This is a genomic window from Thermostichus sp. MS-CIW-15, assembly GCF_054060575.1.
The window spans coordinates 76,228-99,419 of the sequence record NZ_JBSSDI010000005.1 but is presented as its reverse complement, the minus strand read 5'-3'; the positions used below and the strand labels follow the sequence as shown (position 1 = coordinate 99,419).

23 protein-coding genes are annotated in these 23,192 nt (G+C 59.8%); 15 read left to right on the top strand and 8 right to left on the bottom strand.

What is annotated here, in order from left to right:
* The first annotated feature begins 94 nt into the window (after positions 1 to 94).
* From ACVW0R_RS03170 to ACVW0R_RS03140, 7 genes are read left to right on the top strand one after another with little or no spacing between them, the layout of a single operon-like run.
* Positions 95 to 433: a cation:proton antiporter subunit C gene (locus tag ACVW0R_RS03170; RefSeq protein WP_011430587.1), complete on the top strand. Its 339-nt coding sequence runs from the start codon at positions 95 to 97 to the stop codon at positions 431 to 433.
* Complete coding sequence (locus ACVW0R_RS03165; RefSeq protein WP_011430586.1) at positions 426 to 1,916, top strand: cation:proton antiporter; 1,491 nt, start codon at positions 426 to 428, stop codon at positions 1,914 to 1,916. The genes ACVW0R_RS03170 and ACVW0R_RS03165 overlap by 8 nt, the downstream gene beginning before the upstream one ends.
* Positions 1,900 to 2,304: a Na+/H+ antiporter subunit E gene (locus ACVW0R_RS03160; RefSeq protein ID WP_041438403.1), complete on the top strand. Its 405-nt coding sequence runs from the start codon at positions 1,900 to 1,902 to the stop codon at positions 2,302 to 2,304. The genes ACVW0R_RS03165 and ACVW0R_RS03160 overlap by 17 nt, the downstream gene beginning before the upstream one ends.
* A complete protein-coding gene (locus tag ACVW0R_RS03155; protein WP_011430584.1) occupies positions 2,301 to 2,552 on the top strand; it encodes a hypothetical protein in 252 nt (83 codons plus the stop codon). The genes ACVW0R_RS03160 and ACVW0R_RS03155 overlap by 4 nt, the downstream gene beginning before the upstream one ends.
* Positions 2,553 to 2,563: 11 nt before the next feature.
* The gene (locus tag ACVW0R_RS03150; protein ID WP_011430583.1) at positions 2,564 to 2,845 is read left to right on the top strand and encodes a monovalent cation/H(+) antiporter subunit G; all 282 of its coding nucleotides are present in this window, start codon (positions 2,564 to 2,566) and stop codon (positions 2,843 to 2,845) included.
* A gap of 9 nt (positions 2,846 to 2,854) precedes the next feature.
* Positions 2,855 to 3,376: a DUF4040 domain-containing protein gene (locus tag ACVW0R_RS03145; RefSeq protein WP_011430582.1), complete on the top strand. Its 522-nt coding sequence runs from the start codon at positions 2,855 to 2,857 to the stop codon at positions 3,374 to 3,376.
* Between the two features lie 44 nt (positions 3,377 to 3,420).
* Positions 3,421 to 4,032: a Na(+)/H(+) antiporter subunit B gene (locus tag ACVW0R_RS03140; RefSeq protein ID WP_457391038.1), complete on the top strand. Its 612-nt coding sequence runs from the start codon at positions 3,421 to 3,423 to the stop codon at positions 4,030 to 4,032.
* Here the strand turns inward: ACVW0R_RS03140 and ACVW0R_RS03135 are convergent.
* On the bottom strand, positions 4,027 to 4,461 hold the full coding sequence (locus ACVW0R_RS03135) for a FitA-like ribbon-helix-helix domain-containing protein (RefSeq protein ID WP_457501629.1): 435 nt from the start codon (positions 4,459 to 4,461) through the stop codon (positions 4,027 to 4,029). The genes ACVW0R_RS03140 and ACVW0R_RS03135 overlap by 6 nt on opposite strands.
* Between ACVW0R_RS03135 and carB the strand changes: the two genes are divergently transcribed.
* Both carB and ACVW0R_RS03125 read left to right on the top strand, forming a co-directional pair.
* The gene (gene carB, locus ACVW0R_RS03130; RefSeq protein WP_457501628.1) at positions 4,442 to 7,666 is read left to right on the top strand and encodes a carbamoyl-phosphate synthase large subunit; all 3,225 of its coding nucleotides are present in this window, start codon (positions 4,442 to 4,444) and stop codon (positions 7,664 to 7,666) included. The two genes, ACVW0R_RS03135 and carB, sit on opposite strands and share 20 nt — an antisense overlap.
* 334 nt (positions 7,667 to 8,000) lie before the next feature.
* Positions 8,001 to 9,059, top strand: a complete 1,059-nt coding sequence (locus tag ACVW0R_RS03125) for a photosynthetic reaction center family protein (protein WP_414388432.1) — start codon at positions 8,001 to 8,003, stop codon at positions 9,057 to 9,059.
* Here the strand turns inward: ACVW0R_RS03125 and ACVW0R_RS03120 are convergent.
* From ACVW0R_RS03120 to ACVW0R_RS03105, 4 genes are all read right to left on the bottom strand, one after another.
* Positions 9,056 to 10,879 (bottom strand): aspartate kinase, encoded by a 1,824-nt coding sequence (locus tag ACVW0R_RS03120; RefSeq protein ID WP_457501627.1) that lies wholly within the window; start codon positions 10,877 to 10,879, stop codon positions 9,056 to 9,058. The two genes, ACVW0R_RS03125 and ACVW0R_RS03120, sit on opposite strands and share 4 nt — an antisense overlap.
* A 45-nt stretch (positions 10,880 to 10,924) precedes the next feature.
* Positions 10,925 to 12,460: a site-2 protease family protein gene (locus ACVW0R_RS03115; RefSeq protein WP_099813133.1), complete on the bottom strand. Its 1,536-nt coding sequence runs from the start codon at positions 12,458 to 12,460 to the stop codon at positions 10,925 to 10,927.
* Positions 12,461 to 12,543: 83 nt separating this feature from the next.
* The gene (locus ACVW0R_RS03110) at positions 12,544 to 12,714 is read right to left on the bottom strand and encodes a PCP reductase family protein (RefSeq protein ID WP_011430576.1); all 171 of its coding nucleotides are present in this window, start codon (positions 12,712 to 12,714) and stop codon (positions 12,544 to 12,546) included.
* Between the two features lie 11 nt (positions 12,715 to 12,725).
* A complete protein-coding gene (locus ACVW0R_RS03105) occupies positions 12,726 to 12,980 on the bottom strand; it encodes a DUF751 family protein (RefSeq protein WP_041439081.1) in 255 nt (84 codons plus the stop codon).
* A 179-nt stretch (positions 12,981 to 13,159) separates the two neighbouring features.
* Between ACVW0R_RS03105 and ACVW0R_RS03100 the strand changes: the two genes are divergently transcribed.
* Both ACVW0R_RS03100 and ACVW0R_RS03095 read left to right on the top strand, forming a co-directional pair.
* Complete coding sequence (locus ACVW0R_RS03100) at positions 13,160 to 13,699, top strand: ATP synthase F0 subunit B (protein WP_457501626.1); 540 nt, start codon at positions 13,160 to 13,162, stop codon at positions 13,697 to 13,699.
* Positions 13,700 to 14,070: 371 nt separating this feature from the next.
* Entirely contained in the window at positions 14,071 to 14,454 is a 384-nt protein-coding gene (locus tag ACVW0R_RS03095) for a hypothetical protein (protein ID WP_011430573.1), read from the top strand.
* Positions 14,455 to 14,697: 243 nt separating this feature from the next.
* Here the strand turns inward: ACVW0R_RS03095 and ACVW0R_RS03090 are convergent, their stop codons facing one another.
* Positions 14,698 to 16,590 (bottom strand): ABC1 kinase family protein, encoded by a 1,893-nt coding sequence (locus tag ACVW0R_RS03090; RefSeq protein WP_457501625.1) that lies wholly within the window; start codon positions 16,588 to 16,590, stop codon positions 14,698 to 14,700.
* Between the two features lie 362 nt (positions 16,591 to 16,952).
* Between ACVW0R_RS03090 and ACVW0R_RS03085 the strand changes: the two genes are divergently transcribed.
* The 4 genes from ACVW0R_RS03085 (at position 16,953) to ACVW0R_RS03070 (ending at position 20,726) form a co-directional block, all read left to right on the top strand.
* Positions 16,953 to 17,495 (top strand): NYN domain-containing protein, encoded by a 543-nt coding sequence (locus tag ACVW0R_RS03085; RefSeq protein WP_011430571.1) that lies wholly within the window; start codon positions 16,953 to 16,955, stop codon positions 17,493 to 17,495.
* A gap of 193 nt (positions 17,496 to 17,688) precedes the next feature.
* Positions 17,689 to 18,825, top strand: coding sequence for a citrate synthase (locus ACVW0R_RS03080; RefSeq protein ID WP_099834862.1), 1,137 nt, complete (start codon positions 17,689 to 17,691; stop codon positions 18,823 to 18,825).
* Positions 18,826 to 18,904: 79 nt separating this feature from the next.
* Positions 18,905 to 19,960, top strand: coding sequence for a permease (locus ACVW0R_RS03075; protein ID WP_457501637.1), 1,056 nt, complete (start codon positions 18,905 to 18,907; stop codon positions 19,958 to 19,960).
* 331 nt (positions 19,961 to 20,291) lie between these two features.
* Entirely contained in the window at positions 20,292 to 20,726 is a 435-nt protein-coding gene (locus tag ACVW0R_RS03070; protein ID WP_011433505.1) for a DUF29 domain-containing protein, read from the top strand.
* Positions 20,727 to 20,884: 158 nt separating this feature from the next.
* Here ACVW0R_RS03070 and ACVW0R_RS03065 read toward each other — a convergent pair whose 3' ends face one another.
* Complete coding sequence (locus ACVW0R_RS03065) at positions 20,885 to 22,252, bottom strand: FAD-binding oxidoreductase (RefSeq protein ID WP_457501624.1); 1,368 nt, start codon at positions 22,250 to 22,252, stop codon at positions 20,885 to 20,887.
* 112 nt (positions 22,253 to 22,364) lie between these two features.
* A complete protein-coding gene (gene pstB / locus ACVW0R_RS03060) occupies positions 22,365 to 23,162 on the bottom strand; it encodes a phosphate ABC transporter ATP-binding protein PstB (RefSeq protein WP_457466212.1) in 798 nt (265 codons plus the stop codon).
* Between the last annotated feature and the right edge of the window lie 30 nt (positions 23,163 to 23,192).

The window sequence follows — 23,192 nt, the reverse complement described above, 5'->3', positions numbered from 1 at the left end:
TATACGGGGGGGATATAGGGGGGTACGGAGCAGGGCTCCTGCGGCTTCTAGCTGAATGGAAAATCACCATCGAGGCTCAAACGGCAAGGTACCCATGGCACACGCTGCAATTATCCTTACGATCCTGCTGGGCTTTTGGGGAGTGGTGGTCAAGCGCAATCTGATCATGAAAATCTTGGCCATGGATGTGATGAGCACCGGGGTCATCGCCTTTTTTGTCATTTGGGCCGCCCGCACCGGCGTGTTCACTCCCATCTACAAGCCCTGGCGCCAGGTGGACTATGCCGACCCGGTTCCGCAAGGAATCATCCTCACGGCCATCGTCATCGGCCTGTCGGTACAAGCCCTGATGTTGGTGGGGGTGATGAAGCTGTCCCGCGATCATCCCACCTTGGAAGTGGAGAGTATTGAGCAGGCGGTAGCTGATGACTGAGCTGACGACCGAACTGACGTTGGTCTGGGTGGCACTGCCCTTTTGGCTGGCCTTTGCCACCTACTTGCTGCCGGCTTTGACCCGTCCCAGCCTGGTCATCATGGCTGGACTGACGATAGCCTACGCAGTGCAGCAGGGAGGCCTGCCAGGGGCAACTGCTGCGCCGTTGGAGCTCCAGTTGCTGGATCACTTCGGGGTGACGTTGCGGATCGATGGCAACGCCGCGGCCATGCTCCTGGCCCATGGCCTGGTCACCCTTGGGGTGGCCCTGTATTTGGATCGGCGCTTTGTGGGCAGCCGCTTTCTGGCCATGCAGTTGCTGATCGTCCACGGCAGCGCCAACGCCGTCGTCATCAGCGCTGACCTGATCAGCGTCTATGTGGCCCTGGAGGTGCTCAGCATCGGCGTGTTTTTGCTGCTCACCTACAGTCGCCGAGCAGAGTCCCAGCCGATCCTGGGGGAAAGCGCCCCGCACCGCTCTCGCGACCGTCAGCTCTGGGTGGGGCTGCGCTACCTGTTCATGAGCAATGTGGCCATGCTCCTCTACCTGGTGGGATCCATGCTGGTCTATGTGCGCACCGGATCCCTGGCGATGAGCGGCTTGGCCCTGGCCGACCCCACGGCTCTTGCCTTGATTGCCGTTGGCCTTCTGGCCAAGGGGGCAGTCTTCGTCGCCGGCCTGTGGCTGCCCCTCACCTACGCCACTGCCGATCCTGTCATTGCGGCGGTGCTCAGCGGTTTTACTACAAAAGCAGGCGCCATGGCCCTTGTGCGCTGCAGCGAGTTCTCGCCCGTCTTGGCGCAGGGGCTGCCCTACTTCAGCGCAGGCGCGGCGGTCTTTGGGATCCTTCTGGCTTTGATGGCCAGCACGCCCCAGCGCCTTTTGGCCTGGAGCTCGGTGTCGCAGATGGGATTTGTCATCGCTGCACCCCAGTGGGCGGGTTTGTACGGCCTGGCCCATGGGCTGGCGAAGCCCTTGTTGTTTGTCGGGGCTGCGATAACCAATCGCTGGCGCTGGTCGCTGCTGATCTTGGGGACGGCCTCGCTGGCGGGGGTGCCCGGCACTTTGGGCTATGCAGCCAAGGCCCTTAGCTTGTCAGCTCTGGATCCCTGGCACGAGTGGCTGCTGGTGGGGGTTACTGTCGGCACCACCTGCATAGCCGTGCGGGTGCTGCGAGCTTTTCCTTCTCAAACAAACGGGGACACTACCCCGGCAGCCGGTTGGCCAGACAAGGTGGCCCTAGTCCTTTGGGGCGGGGGCTTGCTCTGGTTCTGGCTGCCAGCGGCCTATGACGTCGATAATCTCATCAAGGCGTTCCTTAGCTTGGGCCTCGGGATCCCGCTGGGCTGGTTTTGGGAGCGAATTCCTGTGAAGGGATGGCGTCTGGATGAAGGGCTAGAGGCAGTGGTGGGCGGCTTGAGCGTGGTGTTGGTGCTGGCCTGGATTCTGCTAAGTGGAGTGAACCATGTGGCGCTACCCTGAGTTGGGCTTGCTGGAAATTGGCCTGCGGCTTTTGATTTGGTTTTTGCTGACGGGTAATCTGAGTTGGGACAATGTGGCCATCGGGGTGGCGGCGACGCTGCTGCTGCCTCGGCAGGCCTCTGCGCCGGTGCGGTGGCGGGATTGGGGGCGGGTGCTCAGGGAGATCGTTTTCGCCGTTCCGAAAGCTTACTGGGAGGCCTTTGAGATGATCCTCAGACCCCACACCGTAGAGGAGGTTGTATACAAACAAACTCTCCCCAATCGTTCGGCGGGACTAGTGTTTCTCGACATCTTTTTGATTACTTTTACGCCCAAAACCATTGTGCTCAATTGCGATGCCCAAGGCACCTACGAGGTGCATCTGCTCAAGCCGCGGGAGGAGGCGTGAATCTACTGCTGTTTCTGCTGACTTTGACCCTATGCCTGCCGCTGTATGCCGCCTGGCTGAAGGAGGATATTTGGCAGACGATGCTGGCTTTTGCCAGCTTATCGACCAAGACGGCCATCCTGGTTTTGGTGGTATCTGTGGTGCGGGATGACTGGATGATCGGGATTGTGGGGGTCTTGATTTTGTCGGTGGGCAATGCAGCCCTAATGCTGCTGGCCCACGTGCTCAAGCGCTTGGAAATGCTTTAAGGGGAATCAACATGGAAGTTTTGGTGGAGGCTCTCAGCTATCTTCTGTTTGGGATCGGGGTGCTGTTTTGGCTGTGGGGAACAGCGCCGCTCCTTGGGGATCGCTCGATTTTGTTTAAGCTGCACGGCCTTTCGGTGTCGGACACGCTGGGATCCATGAGCATCATGCTGGGGCTGTTGCTGCGGATCCCAAGGGAGTGGCCTCTGCTGGTGTTGGCCCTGATTTCCTTGGCCATTTGGAACACCATCTTGGGCTATGTGCTGGCCTTTTGCTCGCAGCGCAAGTCCCTATAGGAGGACAGGATGGAAGAGACTTTGTTGCTGGTGATCGCCCTGCTGTTGCCCTTGACGGCTGCCTTGGTGGTGACCCAGACCAATCCCTATCATGCCTTGGTGATGCGCGGCATTCTGGGATCCATCGCTGCTCTGATCTATGCCTTGTTTGGGGCGGCGGATGTGGCGCTTACTGAGGCGCTGGTGGGCACCATGCTGTCGATTACGCTCTATGCCATCGCGGTGCGTTCCTCGTTGAGTATGCGCTTGGGCGTTCTCGAAGACAGTCCTCTGTTGGCGGCCAGGACCTCAGCAGCACAGCAGTTGTTACAGCAGATGCGCCAAGGGCTACAGCAGTACCACATGCGTCTGGAGTTGGCCGTCTATGGAAGTGCAGAGGCGTTGTTGGCTGCCCTTCACAGCCGGGAGGTGCACACCATTGCCCTTGAGCCCGATGAGGAGGTGGCAGAGTATCGCTTGGTAACGCGCGTGCCCCGCCTGCAGGCCATCTTGACGCAACAAGCCCTGCTTTCTGAGGTCCTCCTGCCATGAGGTGGTTGTACGGGGTGGCGGCGCTGCTGGCAGCCTTGCAGCTCATGGTTGCCGACGCGGGAGCTGTTTCTCCTGCCTTTGAGCCTGTGGCGGTTCTGGCCGGAGAAAGCGGCGTGCCCAATACGGTGACGGGCTTGATCCTGCGCAACCGCCTTTACGACACCGTCTTTGAAGTCGTCGTGTTTTCTACGGCCATTCTGGGCGCGCAGTACCTGCTGGCGGATGAGCGACCGACGGCCAATGTAGCTCAGTTTACCGATATTCCCTCAATTGTGTTGGCGCGGGTGGGGGCCACCATCTCCGCTCTGATTGGGGTGGAGCTGGCCATTCGGGGTCACCTGACGCCGGGCGGGGGGTTTGCTGCCGGCGTGGCGGGAGGAACGGCGATTGGCTTGGTGGCGATCACCGCCTCTTCGACCTGGATGGAGGCCATCTACAAGCGGTGGCAAGCCGCGATGTGGGAGAAGCTGTCGGTGGTGACGTTTATCGGGGTGGCTGTAATCGCCCTGGCCGGTTGGGAACTACCCAAGGGCGAGCTGGGGGCACTTTTTAGCGGCGGCTGGATCCCAATCCTCAACATTTTGGTGGCCATCAAGGTGGCGCTGGGATCCTGGGCGGCGATTTTAATTTTTATTCGCTACCGCGGCTTGTTATGAAGGCTCGAACGGGTTGATAACGCTCGTGTCAAGGCAATACATCGTGGGCGGTGTTATCTTCTTGCATCCGCTCGAAGTCCGAATCTTCACCAATGTTTGGGATCGATCCGAGCACTTGGCAAAGGACTTTTTTGCAAGTTGGAGTAAGACTTGCTTGAGGATTTTGCGATGTTCGGCTTCTGCACTCCCACCGTGAGGCCTAGCCCTTTCTTTCAGAACTTTGACAATGGCCCCATCAACGTTGCGAACAATTGGAGTGGCCGTAGAGCGTCTCCTCGATCGGCAGATCCATGGATGGCTTTGCCGCAAAGATAGCGTTGACAGCAGGACGTTTCCCTGTCCGTTGAGCAACTTGACCTGCAGGCGACCTCTACAATAGAAGGCTGACCCTGCCACCCCTGGGATCCCTATGCCGCGCCGTACCGACATTCACAAGATCTTGCTCATCGGAGCGGGGCCGATCGTCATTGGCCAAGCCTGCGAGTTCGACTACTCCGGCACCCAAGCCTGCAAAGCCCTGCGAGAAGAGGGCTACGAGGTGATCTTGGTCAACTCCAACCCGGCCACCATCATGACGGATCCCAGTATGGCGGATCGCGTCTACATCGAGCCGGTGACGGCAGACTTTGTGGCCCAGATCATCGAGCGGGAGCGCCCTGATGCCCTCCTTCCCACCATGGGGGGACAGACAGCTCTCAATGTAGCGGTGGAGCTGGCCCGGCGCGGGATCTTGGACCAGTACGGGGTGGAGCTGATCGGGGCCAAGCGGGAGGCCATCGAAAAAGCCGAGGATCGGGAGCTGTTTAAGCAGGCGATGCAGCGGCTTGGCCTGGCGGTGCCGCGCTCGGGGCTGGCCCGCAGCCTGGCCGAAGCCAAGCAGATCGCTCACGAGATCGGCTATCCCCTCATCATCCGCCCCGCCTATACCCTGGGGGGCACAGGGGGAGGGGTGGCCTACAACCAAGAAGAATTTGAAGAGATCTGCGCCGCCGGCCTGGAGGCCAGCCCGGTCTCTCAGATCCTGGTGGAGGAGTCGGTGATCGGCTGGAAGGAGTTTGAGTTGGAGGTGATGCGGGATCTGGCGGACAACGTGGTGATCATCTGCTCGATTGAAAACATCGACCCCATGGGGGTTCACACTGGCGACTCCATCACCGTGGCCCCGGCCCAGACCCTCACCGACAAGGAGTACCAGCGACTGCGCGACTACGCCATCGCCATCATGCGCGAGATTGGGGTGGAAACGGGGGGATCCAACGTGCAGTTTGCCGTCAACCCCGCCAACGGCGAGGTGCGGGTGATCGAGATGAACCCGCGGGTTTCCCGCTCTTCTGCTTTGGCCAGCAAGGCCACCGGGTTTCCCATTGCCAAGATCGCCGCCAAGCTGGCCGTAGGCTACACGCTGCCGGAGCTCCCCAACGACATCACCCGCAAAACCCCGGCCAGCTTCGAGCCCACCCTTGACTATGTGGTCACCAAGATCCCCCGCTTTGCCTTTGAGAAGTTTCCCGGCTCGGAGCCGGTTTTGACCACGCAGATGAAGTCGGTGGGGGAGGCGATGGCCATTGGCCGCACCTTCCAGGAGTCCATCCAGAAGGCCTTGCGATCCCTGGAGATCGACCGCCCCGGCTTTGGCAGCGACCGGCCTGAAGTCTTCCCCACCCCAGAGGAGGTGCGGGCCAACCTGCGCACCCCCAACCCCTTGCGCCTCTTGACCATCCGCACGGCTCTGCTCATGGGCTTTTCCGTTCAGGAAATTGCTCAGCTTACCCACATCGATCCCTGGTTTATCGACAAGCTGCAGGAGCTGGTGGAGGTGGAGCAGGTCCTCAAGGGGCGGGAATTGGGATCCCTGAGTGCTGAGGATCTGCGCCACCTTAAGCAAATGGGCTTCAGCGACCGGCAGATCGCCCACCTGACCGGCTCCAGGGAAGCCCAGGTGCGGGCCCGTCGCCAGAGCTTGGGGGTGATCCCCACCTACAAGACGGTGGACACCTGCGCCGCCGAGTTCGAGGCCGCTACCCCCTACCAGTACTCCACCTACGAGAGCGAGTCCGAGACCTTCCCCACCGCCAAGCCAAAGGTGATGATCCTGGGGGGCGGTCCCAACCGCATCGGCCAGGGGATTGAGTTCGACTACTGCTGCTGTCATGCCGTCTTTGCTCTCAGACGCCTTGGCTATGAGACCATCATGGTCAACTCCAACCCCGAGACCGTTTCCACCGACTACGACACCGCTGATCGCCTCTACTTCGAGCCCCTGACCCATGAGGAAGTGATGAACCTGGTAGAAGCGGAGCAGCCGCTGGGCCTAATCGTGCAGTTTGGCGGCCAAACCCCCCTGAAGCTGGCCCAGGGGCTGGCAGCAGCCCAGGCCCCCATCTGGGGCACCTCTCCTGACTCCATCGACATAGCCGAGGATCGCGGCCGCTTTGGGCGCCTGCTCCAGGAATTGGGGATCCGCCAGCCGGCCCACGGCATTGCCCGCAGCGTGGAAGAAAGCCTGGAGATTGCCCGCCGCATCGGCTACCCGGTGGTGGTGCGGCCCAGCTATGTGCTGGGGGGACGGGCCATGGAGATTGTCTACTCGGATCAAGACCTGCGGCGCTACATGCAGCTAGCCGTGGCGGTGGATCCCGACCGTCCCGTGCTGGTGGACCAGTTTCTGGAAGACGCGGTGGAGGTGGATGTGGATGCCATTGCCGACCACACCGGGGCTGTAACCATCGGCGGCATCCTGGAGCACATTGAGCAGGCCGGGATCCACTCGGGCGACTCCGCCTGTGTCTTGCCCAGCCGCACTCTCAGCCCTGCTGTGCTGCAGGTGATCCGCGACTGGACGGTGAAGTTGGCCCAAGCTCTCAAGGTGGTGGGGCTCATTAACGTCCAATACGCCGTCCAGAAGGAGCAGGTTTACGTTCTGGAAGCCAACCCGCGCGCTTCCCGCACCGTGCCGTTTGTCAGCAAGGCCATCGGCCACCCCCTGGCCGGCTACGCCGCCCAGGTGATGAGCGGCAAAACCCTGGCGGAGCTGGGCTTTACCCAGGAGGTGATCCCACCCTACGTGGCGGTCAAGGAGGCAGTGCTGCCGTTTCACAAGTTCCCCGGTAGCGACGCCCTGCTGGGGCCAGAGATGCGCTCTACTGGTGAGGTGATGGGGATTGATACGGACTTTGGCCGCGCCTTTGCCAAAGCGCAACTGGCTGCCGGCCAGGACCTGCCCCTAGAGGGCACGGTGTTCATCAGCGTCAGCGACCGCGACAAGCAGGCGGTGATCCCGGTGGCCCAAGAGTTTGTCCAGCTGGGCTTTCGCCTGCTGGCCACTGCCGGCACCCAAAAAGTGCTGGCCGAGCACGGGATCCCGGTCGAGAAGGTGCTCAAGCTGCACGAGGGCCGGCCCCACGTCATCGACGCCATCAAAAACCGCCAGATTCAGCTCATCGTCAACACCCCTTCCGGTGTCGAGGCGCAGCAAGATGGCCAAAAGATCCGCCGCACTGCCCTGGCCTACAAGATCCCCTTGGTCACCACCCTGGCCGGGGCCAGAGCCACCGCTGCCGCCATCCGCGCTCTGCAGTCGGGATCCCTGGGGGTGAAGTCGCTGCAGGAGTTTCACGCCGAAATGGGACGATAGATCTCAGCCTTCTTGGGTTGCCTTTCTGAAGAAATTCTTAAGACCTTAACCTTAAGAAACTCTGAAGTTCTCGGTTGGCGAAAGTGGCTTTGGCTGCCCAGGAAAAGCTGAGACCAATGCATCAAAATCGCAACACTGATTTGCCTATTTGTATCGATAAATCAATTTGTTTCACATTCTGGCTGCGCAAGTTAGGGATCCCTGCCGGCATCCCGAAAACTGTCTAGTTTGGAAGAAAGCTCCCTCAGGCCAGGCCTTGTCGGGCGCTCTCCTGACGTCGGCTTGGCAAGCCCAAGAGAGAGGGGCTTTGGTGAAATTTTCTAGGAGTTGGCCTATGAGTACGGTCATTCGTCGCTCCGCGGCCGCGCGGCGGCTCTGGAGTTGGGAAAGTTTTTGTCAATGGATCACCAGCACCGAAAATCGGCTGTATATCGGCTGGTTTGGCGTATTGATGATCCCGACGTTGTTGGCGGCGGTCTTCTGTTTTGTTATCGCTTTTATTGCCGCTCCGCCGGTGGATGTGGACGGGATCCGCGAGCCGGTGATCGGCTCTTTGTTGGGGGGCAATAACCTCATTTCTGCGGCGGTGGTGCCCACCTCAGCCGCCATTGCCCTGCACTTTTACCCCATCTGGGAAGCTGCCTCTTTGGAGGAGTGGCTCTACAACGGCGGCCCCTACCAGCTCATCGTGCTCCACTTTTTAATCGGCATCTGGTGCTATTTGGGCCGGCAGTGGGAGCTGAGCTACCGGCTGGGCATGCGCCCCTGGATTGCGGTGGCTTTCTCCGCCCCAGCGGCGGCTGCGACGGCGGTGCTCTTGGTCTATCCCATCGGCCAGGGCAGCTTTTCGGAGGGGCTGCCGCTGGGCATTGCCGGCACCTTCCACTTCATGCTGGCCTTCCAGGCGGAACACAACATCTTGATGCACCCCACCAGTTGGCTGGGGGTGGCGGGGGTGTTTGGCGGCGCCCTGCTGGCGTCTCTGCACGGCTCGCTGGTGATCTCCAGCCTGATCCGGGAGACCTCGGAGGAGGAGTCGGCCAATGCTGGCTACCGCTTTGGCCAAGAAGAAGTTACCTACAACTTCCTGGCCGGCCACTACGCCTTCTTGGGGCGGCTGGGGATCCCCGGCCTTGGCTGGCGCAACAGCCGTTCCGTCCACTTCTGGATGGCGGCTCTGCCCACCGTAGGGATTTGGGCGGCAGCCATCGGCATTGGGATGATGGCCTTTAACCTCAACGGCTTTAACTTTAACCAGTCCCTCCTGGACAGCCAGGGCCGGTTCATCCCCACCTACGCCGATTTGATCAACCGCGCCAATCTGGGGATCCAGGCCATGCACGCCCCCAACGCCCACCACTTTCCTCTCTTGCTAGCGGCCAAGGTGGACTAGGGTCGATCCAGCCCGAAGGCACGGTGGGCGGCCTGGAGGGCACGCACCCCCTGCTCCCGCCGCACCACGCAGCTCACCTTAATCTCTGAGGTGCCGATCATCTCAATGTTGATCCCGGCGTCGGCCAGAGCCTTGAACAAACGGGCAGCCACGCCGGGATATGTTTCCATCCCGGCACCGACGATGCTGACTTTGGCAATGTCGTGGTCGGTCTCGACCCCCGCCGCCTGCAGCTCCTCGGCCACCTGCCGGCACACGGCCTCAGCCGCCCTGGCCTGATCCTGAGGCACCGTAAAGGCGATGTCGGTGCTGGGGATCCCGTTGTGGTAGCCCCGCTGGCTTTGGATGATGGTGTCGACGATGATACCGGCAGCGGCCAGGCGTCCAAACAGATGGGCAGCCGTCCCCGGGCGATCCGGCACCTTGCGCAGGCCCAGCCGCGACTGCTTCAAATCCAGGGCAACGCCGCGCACCGGGTGGTCGCTTGGGCGGGGATCCCCGCAAGGGGCTGCCTTGACCCGATGCAAATGGGGGATCACCTGGAACGCTTCCCCCAGCGCCAGGGCGGCCTCCCCGGCCCGCTCGTCAGCCACCACACAGCTCACCTTGATCTCCGACATGGAGATCATTTGGAGATTGATCCCAGCTTCTGCCAGCACCTGGAACATCTGGGCGGCAATGCCCGGGCGGCCCATCATCCCCACCCCGGCAATGCTGACTTTGGCCACCGCCTCATCGACGATGACTTCCCTACACCCCAGCTCCTGGCCCACCTGCCGCGCCACGGCTGCCGCCTGGGCCGCCTGCGCCCGGCTGACGGTAAAAGCAATGTCGTTGATAGGGGATCCCTCGGCTGCACTGAGGTGGAGCGACTGCAGGATTAAATCGACATTGATCCCGGCTGCCGCAATTTCCTGGAACAGTTGCGCGGCAATGCCCGGGCGATCCGGCACTCCCACCAGCACCAACTTGGCCTGATCCCGATCCAGCTCCAGCGTATCCACTGCCTGGCCCAGCTCAATGCTGCTGTCGGCGGGGCGAGGACGGGGAGGGGGAGCAAGAATGAGGGTGCCCTCGGATCCCGCCTGCAACGGTTCCAGGCTGGAGCGCACCCGCAGCTTGACGCCGTAGTTGCGGGCAATCTCCACCGAGCGGGGGTGGAGCACCTGCGCCCCCAGGCTGGCCAGCTCCAGCATCTCGTCGGCGGTAATCTCCGGCAACAGCCTGGCCTCGGGTACCTTGCGCGGGTCGGTGGTAAAGATCCCCGGCACATCGGTGTAGATCTCACACAGCTCTGCCCCCAAAGCCACCGCCAAGGCCACCGCTGTGGTGTCCGATCCCCCCCGCCCCAGGGTGGTGATCTCCAGCTCCGCCGGGCTGGTGATGCCCTGAAACCCGGCCACCACCACCACCTCTCCCCGCTCTAGGTGTTGCCAGAGGCGGTCGGTGTGGATGTGCAAAATGCGGGCCCGCCCGTGATCCCGGGTGGTAACAATCCCTACCTGAGCCGCCGTCAGCGAAACGGCAGGATAGCCCAAGCGCTGCAGCGCCAAGGCCAGCAGGGCAATGCTTACCTGCTCGCCCGTGGAAAGGAGCATGTCCCACTCCCGCCACTGGGCCGGTGTGGTCGGGGATCCCTGCAAGATCTGCTCCCCCAGCTCCACGAGGCGGTCGGTTTCGTCCCCCATGGCCGAGACCACCACCACCACCCGCTGCCCCCGATCCACCGTGTGGGCCACCCGCTGGGCCACGGCTTGGATGCGCTCGATGGAGCCGACGGAGGTGCCGCCGTACTTCTGGACAATTAAACCCGCTTGCATGGCTTGGGCTGAGCTGGTTGGACGTGGTTTGGATCCTACCCCGAACTAGGCCAAGGCCAGCCAGCTTTGCAAAAAGGGCGGCACCGGCAGCAGGATCAGCACCAGCAGCGTCAGCATCCCCAGCCCCAGCAGATCCCGCCCCTCGTCCAGCTCCGTGACGTCGTTGAGGGCCGGCTCGTCGGCGCTGGAGATGACAAACAGCAGCAGCGCCCACAAGAGTAGCCAGGGCTGCACCGTCAAAGCCAACAGCAGCACCAGCCAGCGAGCTACCCGGCCCACATTGGCTCCCATCTGCTGCCCGTACACCGCGTGGACAATGTGCCCCCCATCCAGTTGGCCCACCGGCACCAGGTTAAACGCGATCACCACCAGGCCCAGCCAGCCGGCAAAGGCCAGCGGGTGCAGATCGATCACCTGGCCCGGCTGCAACTGATCCCCCAGCACCATACGCGCCAAGATCGCCAGCAGCACCGAGAGGCGTGGGTCGATGCGATGGAAGCTAATTGGGGTGGGCTGCCCCTCCGGCACCGCCGGCGGATCCCCAGGCGCCGAAAAGGACAGCCCCAGCAGCAACATCGCCAAAGCAACCAGGCTGCCCGCCAGCGGCCCGGCAATGGCAATATCAAACAACACCTTGCGGTTGGGCACCGGCTCTTTCAGCTCGATGAAAGCCCCGAAAGTTCCCAACACAAAGGGCACCGGGATGAAATAGGGCAGCGAGGTTTTGATGCCGTGGCGGCGGGCCACCCAGTAGCGGATCCCCTCATGGGATCCCAGAATGGCCAGGATCCCAACTGCGTAGGGCAACCCCTTCAGCAGAGACGGGAGATGCAGCAGCCGGTCAGGGCCGACCCCAGCCGCCTGGGCCCCGGCAGTGAGAGTCGTCCAAAAGGTAAACAGCAGCAGCCCCAGCGCCAGCAGAGGCCACTCCTGCTGACGGGTTAGGGAGCGCCGTGCCGCCGGGTTGGGCACCAAGGCAAAAAAAGGCTTGCCGGCAAACCCCTCCTGCAGCACCACCAAGAAGCGTTTGCCAAAAGTGTTTTCTACATTGCGCTGCACCCGCTCATAGGCTTCCGTGGGATCCGCCCGCAAATTGCCGCGGCAGATGATGGCCTGGGGACGGTACTCCACGCTTTGCAAATAAAAAACATTCCAGGGGAAGCAGTGGTTGAGCTTTTCTCGCGGCACCTCCGAGATGGGGGTGTGGACAAGAGCCGCCGAGGCCAGATCTGCAGCACTGTCCTCCTTTTCTTCCTCTGCTTCAAGCAAAGACTCGCGATCCGATCCCGCAACCGGCGAGGTGTTTTCCGCCCCCGGTTGAGAGCCTGCCGTTGGAGGTCGGAGGCGCCCCCGGCGTACCAAAGTCATGCTGGTAAAATAGGAAGCCAGAAACAGCCCCAACATGAGCAGGGGGGGCATTTCGTACTGAAACACCTGACGCCCCAGCACCCAGATCAAAGGGGGCATCATCATCACCAGCCACAGGATCCGCCAGGGCACCTTGGAGAGGCGGGCCACACTTTTTTGCAGCAGCAGGTAGGTTGCAGAACCCACCAGTGCCAACAGGATCCAATCTGCCATGAGTTGCAAAAAACAGAGGAGAACACCTCTACCAAGCTAGCGGCAAACCCAATCTCCCTGCTATGGCCAGCAGGGGGGATCCCTCAAGAGCCAAACTTTTGCTTGGCCTGCTCGTAAACTGCCACTGTGATCTTCTGGATCCCGGCTTCGCGGGCAAACTGTTCAATCTTCTTACGGGCAGCCGGACGCACAAAGAAGGGGATTTCTTTAAGGCGCGCCTCTGCTTCTGGCGTCCACTCTATCGCTTCGTCCATCCCCCCTGCCCTCAACGCAACATCCACGCCGGCAGGAGAGTGTGCCCTGTCATGCCTCGCAGGGTGAAATAGACAAACAGCAGCAACAGCAGGGATCCCAGCACAACCAGGGCTGCCGAGGTCGGACTTTTGCGGTACAGGTTAACAAAAGGCTGTAAGCCAGCCCAGATCCCCCCCAGCAAGACGGTAATGAAGTAGGTAGGGTAGCGGGAGACATTCTCCACAAATTGATCTTCCAGTCGACGAGGAGGCTGCGGCTGTGGCATGGGCAGATCGCAATCCAACAACTTCCCCTCAGTTTGCCACAGAGACCGGTTTCTGTCCCCCCGGCTGAAGAGGGATAGGAACCAGGGGGAAGCCGCCCAGGCTCAGAACCGCGAGAACCTGATATGGTAGGCGTTATCCTGCCTGCTTAGCTCAGCCCAGCCACCCACTCTCTGGCCTGATGCGAGAATTGCCCCCCGATGCCCTCAATCGCGCCGGTGACCTGCATGGGGAACAGACCCTGGCGCTGATGCGCGTCCAGGAGGCTTTGGATCAACTGGAGGCAGCCATTCTCAGCAGTCCTCGTCTGTTCTGGTCTCGCACCCTTATCGACGAAGAGAAGATCCTGGAGCAGTTGGACTTCATCCGCCTCAACCTGCCCACAGCCTTGGAGGAAGCCGAGGAGGTGCTGCGCCAGCGGGATCAGATTTTGGCCGAGGCCCATCGTTACGCCCAGGAGATCGTGGCCGTGGCCCAGCGCCGCGCCGAGCAGCTCGTCAGCGAATCGACCATCCTACGCCAGGCTCAAGCGCAGGCAGAACAGTTGCTGCGACAAACCTACCAACAGAGCGAGGAGGTGCGGCGACAGACGCTGCAGGAGTCGGAGCGCCTACAACGGGAGGCCCATCATTACGTGGATCAGGTTTTGCAAGACCTAGAGCTGCGGCTGTTGGAGTCTCTGCGGGTGATCCGCAACGGGCGACAAAACCTTCAGACCTAAATTTGTGCTCGACCAGAGAGTGTTCATCGGTTCAGTTTTAGGCCAATATAAAAGGTAGCATCCGGGCTTCTTTACCCTGCGGATCTGTGGTAACCAAACTAACCTCCGCCAGGAAAGACGAAGACAAGTCTCGGATGGGCGGCCAGGAACTCGACGCGCTGTAGATTGCTGCTGCAGGCAAGGAACCTCGAGCTTTTGTGGCAAGCTGGCGCAGTTCTCCCTTCGCTTAACTGAGAGCGTGTGTTCCTCTTCTCAGCGATTGCCCCAACATTGGACTCATCGAGCTACCTTCCGCGGCGGGCTCTGTCCTCAGCCTGCGAGTTCCGGCTTTTACCCCTTTTGGGGAACCACTCAGTCGTCTAGGAGATTCTATGACCATTGAACCGAAAGCCCGTAAGAACCGCGAAAATGCCAACTCCCGTTCCCGCAGCCGTCGCCGTGAATCGGCCAAAGGGATCAAAGGGGCCAATCCAGCCGCCAGCCTCTCCCTGCCGAAGTTGATCCAAGAGAATGCTGTGCTCCAATCTCGCAGCCAGTTGTTGCTGATGTACAGCGACTTCCAAACCGAAATGCCCAACGACGGCAAAACCGGCGTTGGCACCTGGCTGCAGAACCGCCTCAAGGAGTACGGCATGCCCAGCCTGCTGCGTTTTGGCCCGCGCTCCTGCCCCCAGGTTTTCCGCCGCGATGAATTTTCTGAGTGGATGACGCTAGCCCTCAATGCCGTCAGCCCCAAAGACGAGAGCGCCAGCTAGGAGAGGTAGACTCTCGTCGGGGCAGACCTGAACTACGCTGAAGAGACTGCGCCATTGGGTTCAGCCGGGAAAGTTCCTTCTGCCTGCTTCTCTCAACATAAGGATGTCGTTGGGATTTTCCCGGCTTGCTCTTCTTAAGTTAGTGGCCGACACTCGCGGGGCAACCCAAAGCTTTTTCCCGGAGGCTGGTCTTGTTGCCCCGCAGAGCAGAAAGGTTCTGGTCTGTTCAGCGCAAGGGGAAGGTCAGGCAGCAGCAGGTTTTGCAGCTTTCATCGGCCCAGGGCTCCCGTTGTGCCCGTTTACGGGCTTTTTCTCATCCTCCGACAACAATAGGTCGCGGATAAGCCGGGCTGCCGAGCGTTGCAACCAGCGGGAGGCCAATTGCCGGCCCAGTTGCTGGGCTTCCGGCTTGGTGGCTATCTTGGCGACGATGGGCAGAAGCTGCAGCGGCTGAAAGGTCGGGTTGCGGCTGAGGAGTTCCCACAGACGTTGCAAATGAGCCAAGCCGTCTGAGGTGCCGTTCCCCGAGCTGGAGAACAGCACATCCACCAGCCGCTCCCGCAAGAAAGCCCCCCGCTCGGAAAAGATAAAATCGACGGCCTTTTCCAGGGATCCCTGCAGGTCAAAGTCTTCGCTGTTGGCGGCGTTGCGCAGCAGGTTCTCCAGGCGGTTCCAGCGGAATTGCCCCTGGTTAAACAGCAGCTCCCGCAGGGCGGCGCGTAGCTCTGAAGCCGGGTCGGTGAGCAGCCGCTGGGCCACATAGGGATAGGCCACGCTCAACACCTTGAAATTGGGATCCAAACTGATGGCGATCCCCTCCAGGGTGAGCAAAGAGCGGATGATCAGGGCGTAGTAGGCAGGCACGCGGAAGGGAAAATCGTACATCACCCCCGAGAGCTTATCCGTGATGCTTTTGAAGTTCAGCTCGGCCACGGAGCTGCCCAGGGCCTCGGCAAAGACAGCTTCCAAAGCGGGAATGATGGGGGTGAGATCCGTATCGGGATCCAGGAACTCCAGATCCACGTAGTCCTGCGCCAAGGCAACAAAATCCCGGTTCACCAAGTGGACGATGGCCTTGATCAGGCCGTAGCGCTGGTGGGGCTGGATGGTGCTCATCATGCCAAAGTCGATGTAGGCCAGCCGCCCGTCGTGCATGGCCAAGAGGTTGCCCGGATGGGGGTCAGCATGGAAAAAGCCATGCTCCAAAAGCTGCTTAAGGGAGCAGTTAACCCCAATCTCGATCAGGTGCCGTCCATCTAGCCCTGCAGCGGCAATTTTGTCGAGTTGGGTCAGCTTGATGCCGTCGATCCACTCCATCGTCAGCACCTTGGTGCGGGTGTACTGCCAATAGATTTTCGGGGCGTAGATGGAGGGGTGGCGGTACAGCTCCAGGAAGCGCTCAGCGTTGCGGCCCTCTTGGGTGTAGTCCATCTCCTCGTAAAGCCGCCCGGCAAACTCATCCACAATGCCCACCAAGTCGCTGCGGATGCGGCGGAAGGTGCGCTTGGCCCAGGCGGCCAGGCTGCGGATGATGTACATGTCCAGGGAGATGCGCCCGATCAAATCGGGCCGCTGCACCTTGACGGCGACTTTCTCCCCTGTGTGCAGATAGGCCTGGTAAACCTGCCCCAGGCTGGCAGCGGCAACCGGTTCCGGGCCGATCTCGCGAAAGATCTGCTCTACCGATTGGCCGATCTCCGACTGGATAAGGGCAAAGGCGGTGGCATTGTCGAAGGGGGGCAGCTCATCCTGAAGCTTGGCCAGTTCTTCTAAAAAAAGAGGCGAGACCAGGTCAGGACGGGTGGAGAGAGCCTGGCCAATTTTGATAGCTGTCGGCCCCAATTCCGTGAGGATCTCCCGCAGCCGCGCCGCGTGCTTGGGCCGATTTTTCAGCTCCACCCCTCGCCAGCGATCCCAAAACACCCAGGCCAACAGACCCAAAAAGGGGGTGATCAACTGGAATAGACGCCCCAGCACCAGATCCCAGCGCCCCCGGTATTGCTCGGCCAATTGCTCCGGATCGTAGCGCAGGGCTGGCTGCGACAGGGTAACCTCAGCCCCCGCCGCTGCCGAAGCCGGTCGAGGCTGGGTTGCCACTGGTTTGGTTACTGCTGCTGTTGACGGTATTGCGCCCATAGAAGTCCCGACGGATCTCGTAACACATCTTAACTTGCTAGCTCGGGTGCGGTAAAAATGGTCTTCTCGACAAACCTGCGGGCGAACTCAGGCGAAAAGTAACACCCAACCGCTCAAGGGAAGTCGCGTAGAAAAAAGCTTTGGGCCTGAGGCAGACCCCTTACGACTGCTTTCCTTGAGGACTTGCAACCCCTGGGGGGCGTCTTTGAGGCAGTCTTCCTCTCCTGGTTCACTTGCAAGCCCAAGACTGTGAGTGGGCCAGCCTCAAAAGGGTCTTTACGGCGCTCTTTGATAAGGATTAGGATAAGGGTGCAAACTGATACAAATTGGTGCGATCCTGGGCAAGGGATCCACCACTATGCATGACAGCTTCCTCCCCCACAGTTTTATTGGTTGACGGCTACAACATCATCGGAGCTTGGCCCACCCTAAAGAAGTTGGCACGTCGCTCCCTGCTGGACTTGGCGCGTCTGCGCTTGGTGGAATCTTTGGCCAGCTACGTGGCTTTCCGCGGCTACCGGGCGACTGTGGTGTACGACGCCTATACCCAGCCCACTCCTGCTCGACAGGAGCGTTCTCCCTCCGGCATCGAGATTTTCTACACTGCTTACGGGGAAACTGCCGACGCCTGCATCGAACGGCTCTGTGCTCAGTTGCAGGCAAAGGCTTATCGGGTACGGGTGGCCACCTCAGATCGCGTCCAGCAGTGGGTGATCGGCGGCTACAACGCAGAATGGCTCTCGGCAGAACAACTGTGGGCAGAAGTGCAGCAGGCTCAAGAGCAGATCCGGCGCATCCAGCCCAAGCGGCTGCCGAGCAGGCGGGGCATTGATTTCTATTTGAACCCGGAGACCTTCTCTCGCCTCAACCGCTGGCGACTCTCCGGTCGGGATCCCGTACATTAACTGGCGAGGTGCTCCGAGGCAAACCTGATACCGGAGCAGGGTCTTTCTCACCCTGGCTGATATGGGTTGCCAAAGCCCTTCTCAGGGTAGGCAAAGGCGGGATCTGGCTTCAGAGATCCAGATCTGCTTTAATGTAGCGAATGTAGTGACGCCCCTGTTCTCTCCTTGGGGGGCTCATTTCAGGGATCCGACTATGGCGGATGGCGAATACAGGCCGGGGCTAGAAGGCGTTCCGGCCACGCGCTCTAACATTAGTTTTGTCGATGGCCAGGCAGGGATCCTGGAGTATCGGGGCATTCCCATCGAGGAACTGACGGCCCAGAGCACCTTTCTGGAGACGGCCTATCTGCTGATCTTCGGCAAGCTGCCGACGCAAGCCGAGCTGGACAACTTCGATCAGGCCGTCCGCAGCCATCGGCGGGTGAAATACCGCATCCGCGACATGATCAAGTCGTTTCCCGAGTCGGGCCACCCCATGGATGCCCTGCAAACCTGTGTTGCCAGTCTGGGGATGTTCTATCCGGTGCGAGAGGCGGATCCCGACTACGTGTTCGGCACGGTTACCCGTCTGCTCGCCAAGCTGCCGACGATGGTGGCGATGTTTCACCAGATGCGCCAGGGCAACGATCCCATCCCCCCCGACGACAGCCTGGATCATGCCGCCAATTTCCTCTACATGCTCTCCGGCAAGAAGCCGGATCCCTGGCTGGCCCGCATCTTCGATACCTGCCTGATCTTGCACGCCGAACACACAGTCAATGCCTCTACTTTTGCCCTGCTGGTGAGCGCCTCTACCCTGGCCAGCCCCTATAGCAGCCTGGCCACGGCGGTGGGTACCCTTTCGGGGCTGTTGCACGGCGGGGCCAACCAACAGGTGATGAGGCTGTTGCGACAAATCGGCTCGGTGGAAAATGTGCGCTCGTTTATCGAAGAGAAGCTGGCCAAAAAAGAGCGCATCATGGGCATGGGCCATCGCGTTTACAAGGTGAAGGATCCGCGGGCCACTATCCTGCAGCGGCTGGCCGAAGAGCTGTTTGAGCGCTACGGCCACGACAAGTACTACGACATCGCCCTGGAGGTGGAACGGGTGTGTGAGGAGTTGCTAGGGCCGAAGGGGATCTACCCGAATGTGGACTTCTACTCAGGGTTGGTCTACGCCAAGCTGGGGATCCCAGAAGATTTGTTTACACCGGTGTTTGCCATTGCCCGAGCGGCGGGTTGGCTGGCCCATTGGCGGGAGCAGTTGTCCGATAATCGGCTTTTCCGACCCACCCAGGTGTACACAGGTGAACGCCAGCAACGCTATATCCCCATAGAAGAGCGGGGTTGAGAGCCGTTTGACAGGGCGCTGGGCCGAGATCCAAACTCAGTAAGGCCCAAGTCGTGCGTGAGGTGGTGTGTTGAGCCTCTTGGACTCTCCCCTTTGGCGAGACGGGTTCACCCTGTTTCTGAGCCTTGTGGTGCAGGCCATGCCATTTCTGCTGCTGGGGGTGTTTCTATCGGGGCTGATGGCGGTGTTTGTCGAGGGATCCCAGTTGGCCCGTTTCCTGCCCAAAGGCAAAATCGGCAGCGCGGTGGCCGGTGGCGCTTTAGGATTCTTTTTCCCGGTGTGCGAGTGCGGCAACCTGCCGGTGGCCCGTCAACTGGTGATCAAAGGGATCCCACCCCACGTGGCGGTGGCCTTTCTGTTGGCGGCGCCGGTGTTTAACCCGGTGGTGATCTTTTCCACTTGGATTGCCTTTCGCTCCATGCCGGAGCTGGTGATCTACCGAGTTCTCTTTTCCTTCGGCATTGCGGTTGTCGTCGGCTTGATCTTCAGCCTGCAAAAGGATTTCCAGCCTCTGTTGCAGCCGTCAGTCTGGCGGGAGCTGCAGCGCAATTGCTCCCAAGAAGCTGATCCGAAGAACATCTCCCGCTCGCCGTTGTTGCAGGGGGGCACCTTCTGGATTGGATCCCAGAGCCCTGCTCAAGGGGCCTCTGGCGGATCCCTGGCCACTTTACAAACGGCTGAAGATGTGTATCGCTCTGCTCTGGCCGCTGCGCCTTCTCCCTCCAGGGGACAAAAAGGAGTTCTCCTGCTGCAGACCTGGGCCAGGGAGATCCGCGAATTGGGATCCGTGCTCATCTTGGGCTCGGCGATGGCGGCCCTGATTCAAACGGTGATCCCGCGTTCGTTTGTGCTGGATTATGGCCAAGATGCATTGCTCTCAATCCTGATCATGATGGCCCTGGCCGGGATCATCTCCATCTGCTCGACGGTGGATGCCTTTTTCGCCCTCTCCTTTGCCGCCACCTTCACGCCGGGATCCCTGTTGGCTTTTATGGTGTTTGGGCCGATAGTAGACTTGAAAGCCATAGGCTTGATGCTCACTCTGTTCAAGCCCCGCGCCATTTTCTACTTCGTGATCTTGGTCTTTCAGCTTACTCTGGTGGGAGCTTTAGCCATCAACTACTATGGCAGTTAAAGCGTTTGTTTGAACCTTTCTCCACAGGGACACCCTCTCCATTCACTCTCCGTCAAATATTCGTCAAATATAGTTGCTTCAGTTTAGGGTAAGACGCCTGGGCTATTGAGAATAGCCTTCTGGCTCGGTGCACCCTAGGTGTGGGTGCAGTGTCCTGCTTTAAGTCGAAATGACCATAGAAAGAGTTGTCTGGATAAGGTTTGTCACCAGAGTGCTCTGCTCCCAGACGGTTGAGAACTCAGGTGTTACAGGTTTTATTGTAGTAAACTCAAGAAGGACGTAGTCTGGATTTCATAATTATCGCGACCCTATTTTTCAGCAGGACAAAGCTATGAGCAATCTATACTCGACAGACTTTAACTTGTGGATTGACCGAACAACCCGGCTATTGCGGGAAAGGCGCTGGCATGAAATTGACCTAACACACTTAATTGAAGAGGTTGAGAATTTGGGCAAGAGCGAACGACGAGGGATTACCAGTCAATTAACTCGCCTTCTGCTGCATCTACTCAAGTGGCAATATCAACCTCAGCGCCGTTCAGATAGCTGGCTAGATTCCATTACAGATGCGCGAACCCAAATCGGATTGGCCATAGAAGATAGCCCCAGCCTAAAAGGTTATCTGGTAGAGCAACTTGAAGAGAGTTATCAACGGGCGCGCCGCCAAGCAGCCAGGCAAACGGGGATAGAAATCTCGACATTTCCAGATGTCTGTCCCTACTCTCCAGAGTTGGTGCTTGCAGAGGACTGGCTGCCGGAAGTTTGACAGTCCACACCACAAAGCATTTAACGGTGGACAGCATTCCCACAGTACTGACTGTAGAGCTTTGGACTGGTGTTGTCCTGCCCAGACAATCCATCAGGGATTAAACATGGGCAATACAGATAGACCAAGGCCAATTGCTGTGCTACTGTTGCTATTCCTCAAGCAGAGGCGCGCTCCTGCCAGGTGCGCATCTTGCCCGGATTGAGCAGGCCATAGGGATCCACTTCTTCTTTAAAACGAATCTGGCGCGGATCCATCACTTTGCGCCCACCGTCTTCGATGATGAAAGTGTGGGGGTTGGCAATAAATACTCCCTGCTCTTCGTGGTAGCGCATGATCTCGTTTAGACGCTCTTCGGTGGTAAAGCGGACAATTTGCAGGCCGACAGGGGTAGCTTGCCCGTTGATGCGAATCCACTCCAGGTGCATCAGCACTTCGTCGCCAAAATACTCGTACATGTGCTGCACCAGCTTCAGCTCCCGATCGGCGGGAAAAGCCGATTGTAAATAAGTCAGGCTGGGATCCACGCTGCGGCAGTGCAAAGTGGTGTGGTTCCAAGAAAATTCCCCCAGCGAGATCCCCTTGCTGGCCTCCTGGGCCGTTTTGTTGTAGACCACTTGGCCCCCATGTTCCCGGACAAGCTCCAACAGCGGCTCCAGGCTGCATTCGGCCACCATCAACAGGGCCACAGCGGATCCTTCTGGCAAATGACCCCGCAGCGGTGCAAAGTAGCTGGGGATCGGCCAAGCGTGCAGGCTGACCAATTTCTTGAGGATCCCATCGGCATCTCCCAGGGCTTGGCCAAAATGGGCACAGGGCATAAAGCCCACTTCAGGGGGAAAGGCCACCACCAGCTCCGCCCAAGGATAAGCAGGCGCCAGCGGGATCTCCACCTCGGTGATGATCCCATTCAGGCCCCAGGCATGGCTCACTTGGAACACCTCGTCTCCCCGCAGCTCCAGCACCCGCGGCTCTTCCTCCAGGGTGACCACCCGCAAACCCAAGATGTTGCCCCGATCCCGCAGTTGGCCGTAGGTCACAGAGCCAATGCCGCCGCTGCCCCCGGCAATGAACCCCCCAATAGTGGCCGTACGGTAGGTGGAAGGGGCCATACGGATCTCCCAGCCCAGCTCGCGGGTGTGTTTGTCGATGGCCATCAACTTGGCCCCCGCCTGCACCCGCGCCAAGCCCGGCTTTGCCCAAAGCACCTGGTTGAGCTTGCCCATGTCCAGGATCACACCCCCGGCCAGCGGGATACATTGGCCGTAATTACCAGTACCGGCACCGCGCACCGTAACCGGGATCCGCAGCCTGGCACAGGCCGCTGCCACTCGCATCACCTCGGCCTCATCGGCGGGGCGCACCACCAAATCTCCCCGCTTGTCGCTCAGTTGTCGGCTCAGCACGGGGCTGTAGTGGTAAAAATCCAACGACAACTTGGCCACCTGAGCCGGATCAGTGATGATCTCAATACCCTCTAAGTCAGAACGCAAAGCCTGCAGCTTGTCAGGAGCGGCAACGATCATAGGTATCCGTATTTGGGTGCAACGGTTCTTCAGACTCCATCATCGGCAGAAATTGCCTGCAAAAGGGTTTGCCGAGAACAGTATGGGAAGGATCCCTGTCCGGCCAGGTCGATTAGCCGAAGCGGCCCTCCACATAATCTCTTGTGGCTTGCTTGGTGGGGCTGTTGAAGATGACTTCAGTTCTGTCAAATTCAATCAGCTCGCCCACACGGTTGGATCCCGACACCTCCACACTGAAGAAAGCCGTCATATCCGAGACGCGGCTGGCCTGCTGCATGTTGTGGGTGACGATGATGATGGTATATTCCTCCTCCAGCTCCTTCATCAGCTCCTCAATGCGGCGGGTGGAAATGGGATCCAACGCCGAACAGGGCTCATCCATCAAAATCACATCCGGCTGTACCGCCAGAGCGCGGGCAATACACAGGCGCTGCTGCTGCCCTCCCGACAGCGACTGACCATTTTCTTTCAACTTGTCTTTGACTTCATCCCAGAGGGCAGCCCGCCTCAGCGAGGTTTCCACCACCTCGTCCAAGTCTACCTTCATCCCCAGCACCCGCGGGCCGTAGGCCACGTTGTCGTAAATGCTTTTGGGGAAGGGATTGGGTCTTTGGAAGACCATGCCGATACGCCGCCGCACCGCCACCGGATCGACTTCTTTGGCGTAGAGATCCTTGCCGTGGTAGGTGAGCTTGCCCTCTACACGAGCACCGGGGATCAAATCGTTGGTGCGGTTAAAACAGCGCAGAATCGTGCTTTTGCCACAGCCGGAAGGGCCGATAAACGCAGTAATCTGTCGGGCTGGGATGTCCAGAGTAACATTTTTTACCGCCAGATTGGAGCCATAGTAGACATTCAGGTTCTCGGTCCTGAAAACGTAAGAGGTCTGGTTAAGAGATTGAGTTTGCATGGCAGCACTCACAAAAAGAGCTAGAGTTCG

Excerpts from the sequence above, each read along its gene's own strand:
- ACVW0R_RS03120 (WP_457501627.1), bottom strand. The coding sequence starts at position 10,879 with ATGCAAGCGGGTTTAATTGTCCAGAAGTACGGCGGCACCTCCGTCGGC.
- ACVW0R_RS03170 (WP_011430587.1), top strand. The coding sequence starts at position 95 with ATGGCACACGCTGCAATTATCCTTACGATCCTGCTGGGCTTTTGGGGA.
- pstB (WP_457466212.1), bottom strand. The coding sequence starts at position 23,162 with ATGCAAACTCAATCTCTTAACCAGACCTCTTACGTTTTCAGGACCGAG.
- ACVW0R_RS03150 (WP_011430583.1), top strand. The coding sequence starts at position 2,564 with ATGGAAGTTTTGGTGGAGGCTCTCAGCTATCTTCTGTTTGGGATCGGG.
- ACVW0R_RS03105 (WP_041439081.1), bottom strand. The coding sequence starts at position 12,980 with ATGCCACAGCCGCAGCCTCCTCGTCGACTGGAAGATCAATTTGTGGAG.
- ACVW0R_RS03095 (WP_011430573.1), top strand. The coding sequence starts at position 14,071 with ATGACCATTGAACCGAAAGCCCGTAAGAACCGCGAAAATGCCAACTCC.
- ACVW0R_RS03135 (WP_457501629.1), bottom strand. The coding sequence starts at position 4,461 with ATGTCGGTACGGCGCGGCATAGGGATCCCAGGGGTGGCAGGGTCAGCC.
- ACVW0R_RS03145 (WP_011430582.1), top strand. The coding sequence starts at position 2,855 with ATGGAAGAGACTTTGTTGCTGGTGATCGCCCTGCTGTTGCCCTTGACG.
- ACVW0R_RS03065 (WP_457501624.1), bottom strand. The coding sequence starts at position 22,252 with ATGATCGTTGCCGCTCCTGACAAGCTGCAGGCTTTGCGTTCTGACTTA.
- ACVW0R_RS03115 (WP_099813133.1), bottom strand. The coding sequence starts at position 12,460 with ATGGCAGATTGGATCCTGTTGGCACTGGTGGGTTCTGCAACCTACCTG.
- ACVW0R_RS03080 (WP_099834862.1), top strand. The coding sequence starts at position 17,689 with ATGGCGGATGGCGAATACAGGCCGGGGCTAGAAGGCGTTCCGGCCACG.
- ACVW0R_RS03090 (WP_457501625.1), bottom strand. The coding sequence starts at position 16,590 with ATGGGCGCAATACCGTCAACAGCAGCAGTAACCAAACCAGTGGCAACC.
- ACVW0R_RS03125 (WP_414388432.1), top strand. The coding sequence starts at position 8,001 with ATGAGTACGGTCATTCGTCGCTCCGCGGCCGCGCGGCGGCTCTGGAGT.
- ACVW0R_RS03165 (WP_011430586.1), top strand. The coding sequence starts at position 426 with ATGACTGAGCTGACGACCGAACTGACGTTGGTCTGGGTGGCACTGCCC.
- ACVW0R_RS03100 (WP_457501626.1), top strand. The coding sequence starts at position 13,160 with ATGCGAGAATTGCCCCCCGATGCCCTCAATCGCGCCGGTGACCTGCAT.
- ACVW0R_RS03085 (WP_011430571.1), top strand. The coding sequence starts at position 16,953 with ATGACAGCTTCCTCCCCCACAGTTTTATTGGTTGACGGCTACAACATC.
- ACVW0R_RS03140 (WP_457391038.1), top strand. The coding sequence starts at position 3,421 with ATGGTTGCCGACGCGGGAGCTGTTTCTCCTGCCTTTGAGCCTGTGGCG.
- ACVW0R_RS03070 (WP_011433505.1), top strand. The coding sequence starts at position 20,292 with ATGAGCAATCTATACTCGACAGACTTTAACTTGTGGATTGACCGAACA.
- ACVW0R_RS03160 (WP_041438403.1), top strand. The coding sequence starts at position 1,900 with ATGTGGCGCTACCCTGAGTTGGGCTTGCTGGAAATTGGCCTGCGGCTT.
- carB (WP_457501628.1), top strand. The coding sequence starts at position 4,442 with ATGCCGCGCCGTACCGACATTCACAAGATCTTGCTCATCGGAGCGGGG.
- ACVW0R_RS03110 (WP_011430576.1), bottom strand. The coding sequence starts at position 12,714 with ATGGACGAAGCGATAGAGTGGACGCCAGAAGCAGAGGCGCGCCTTAAA.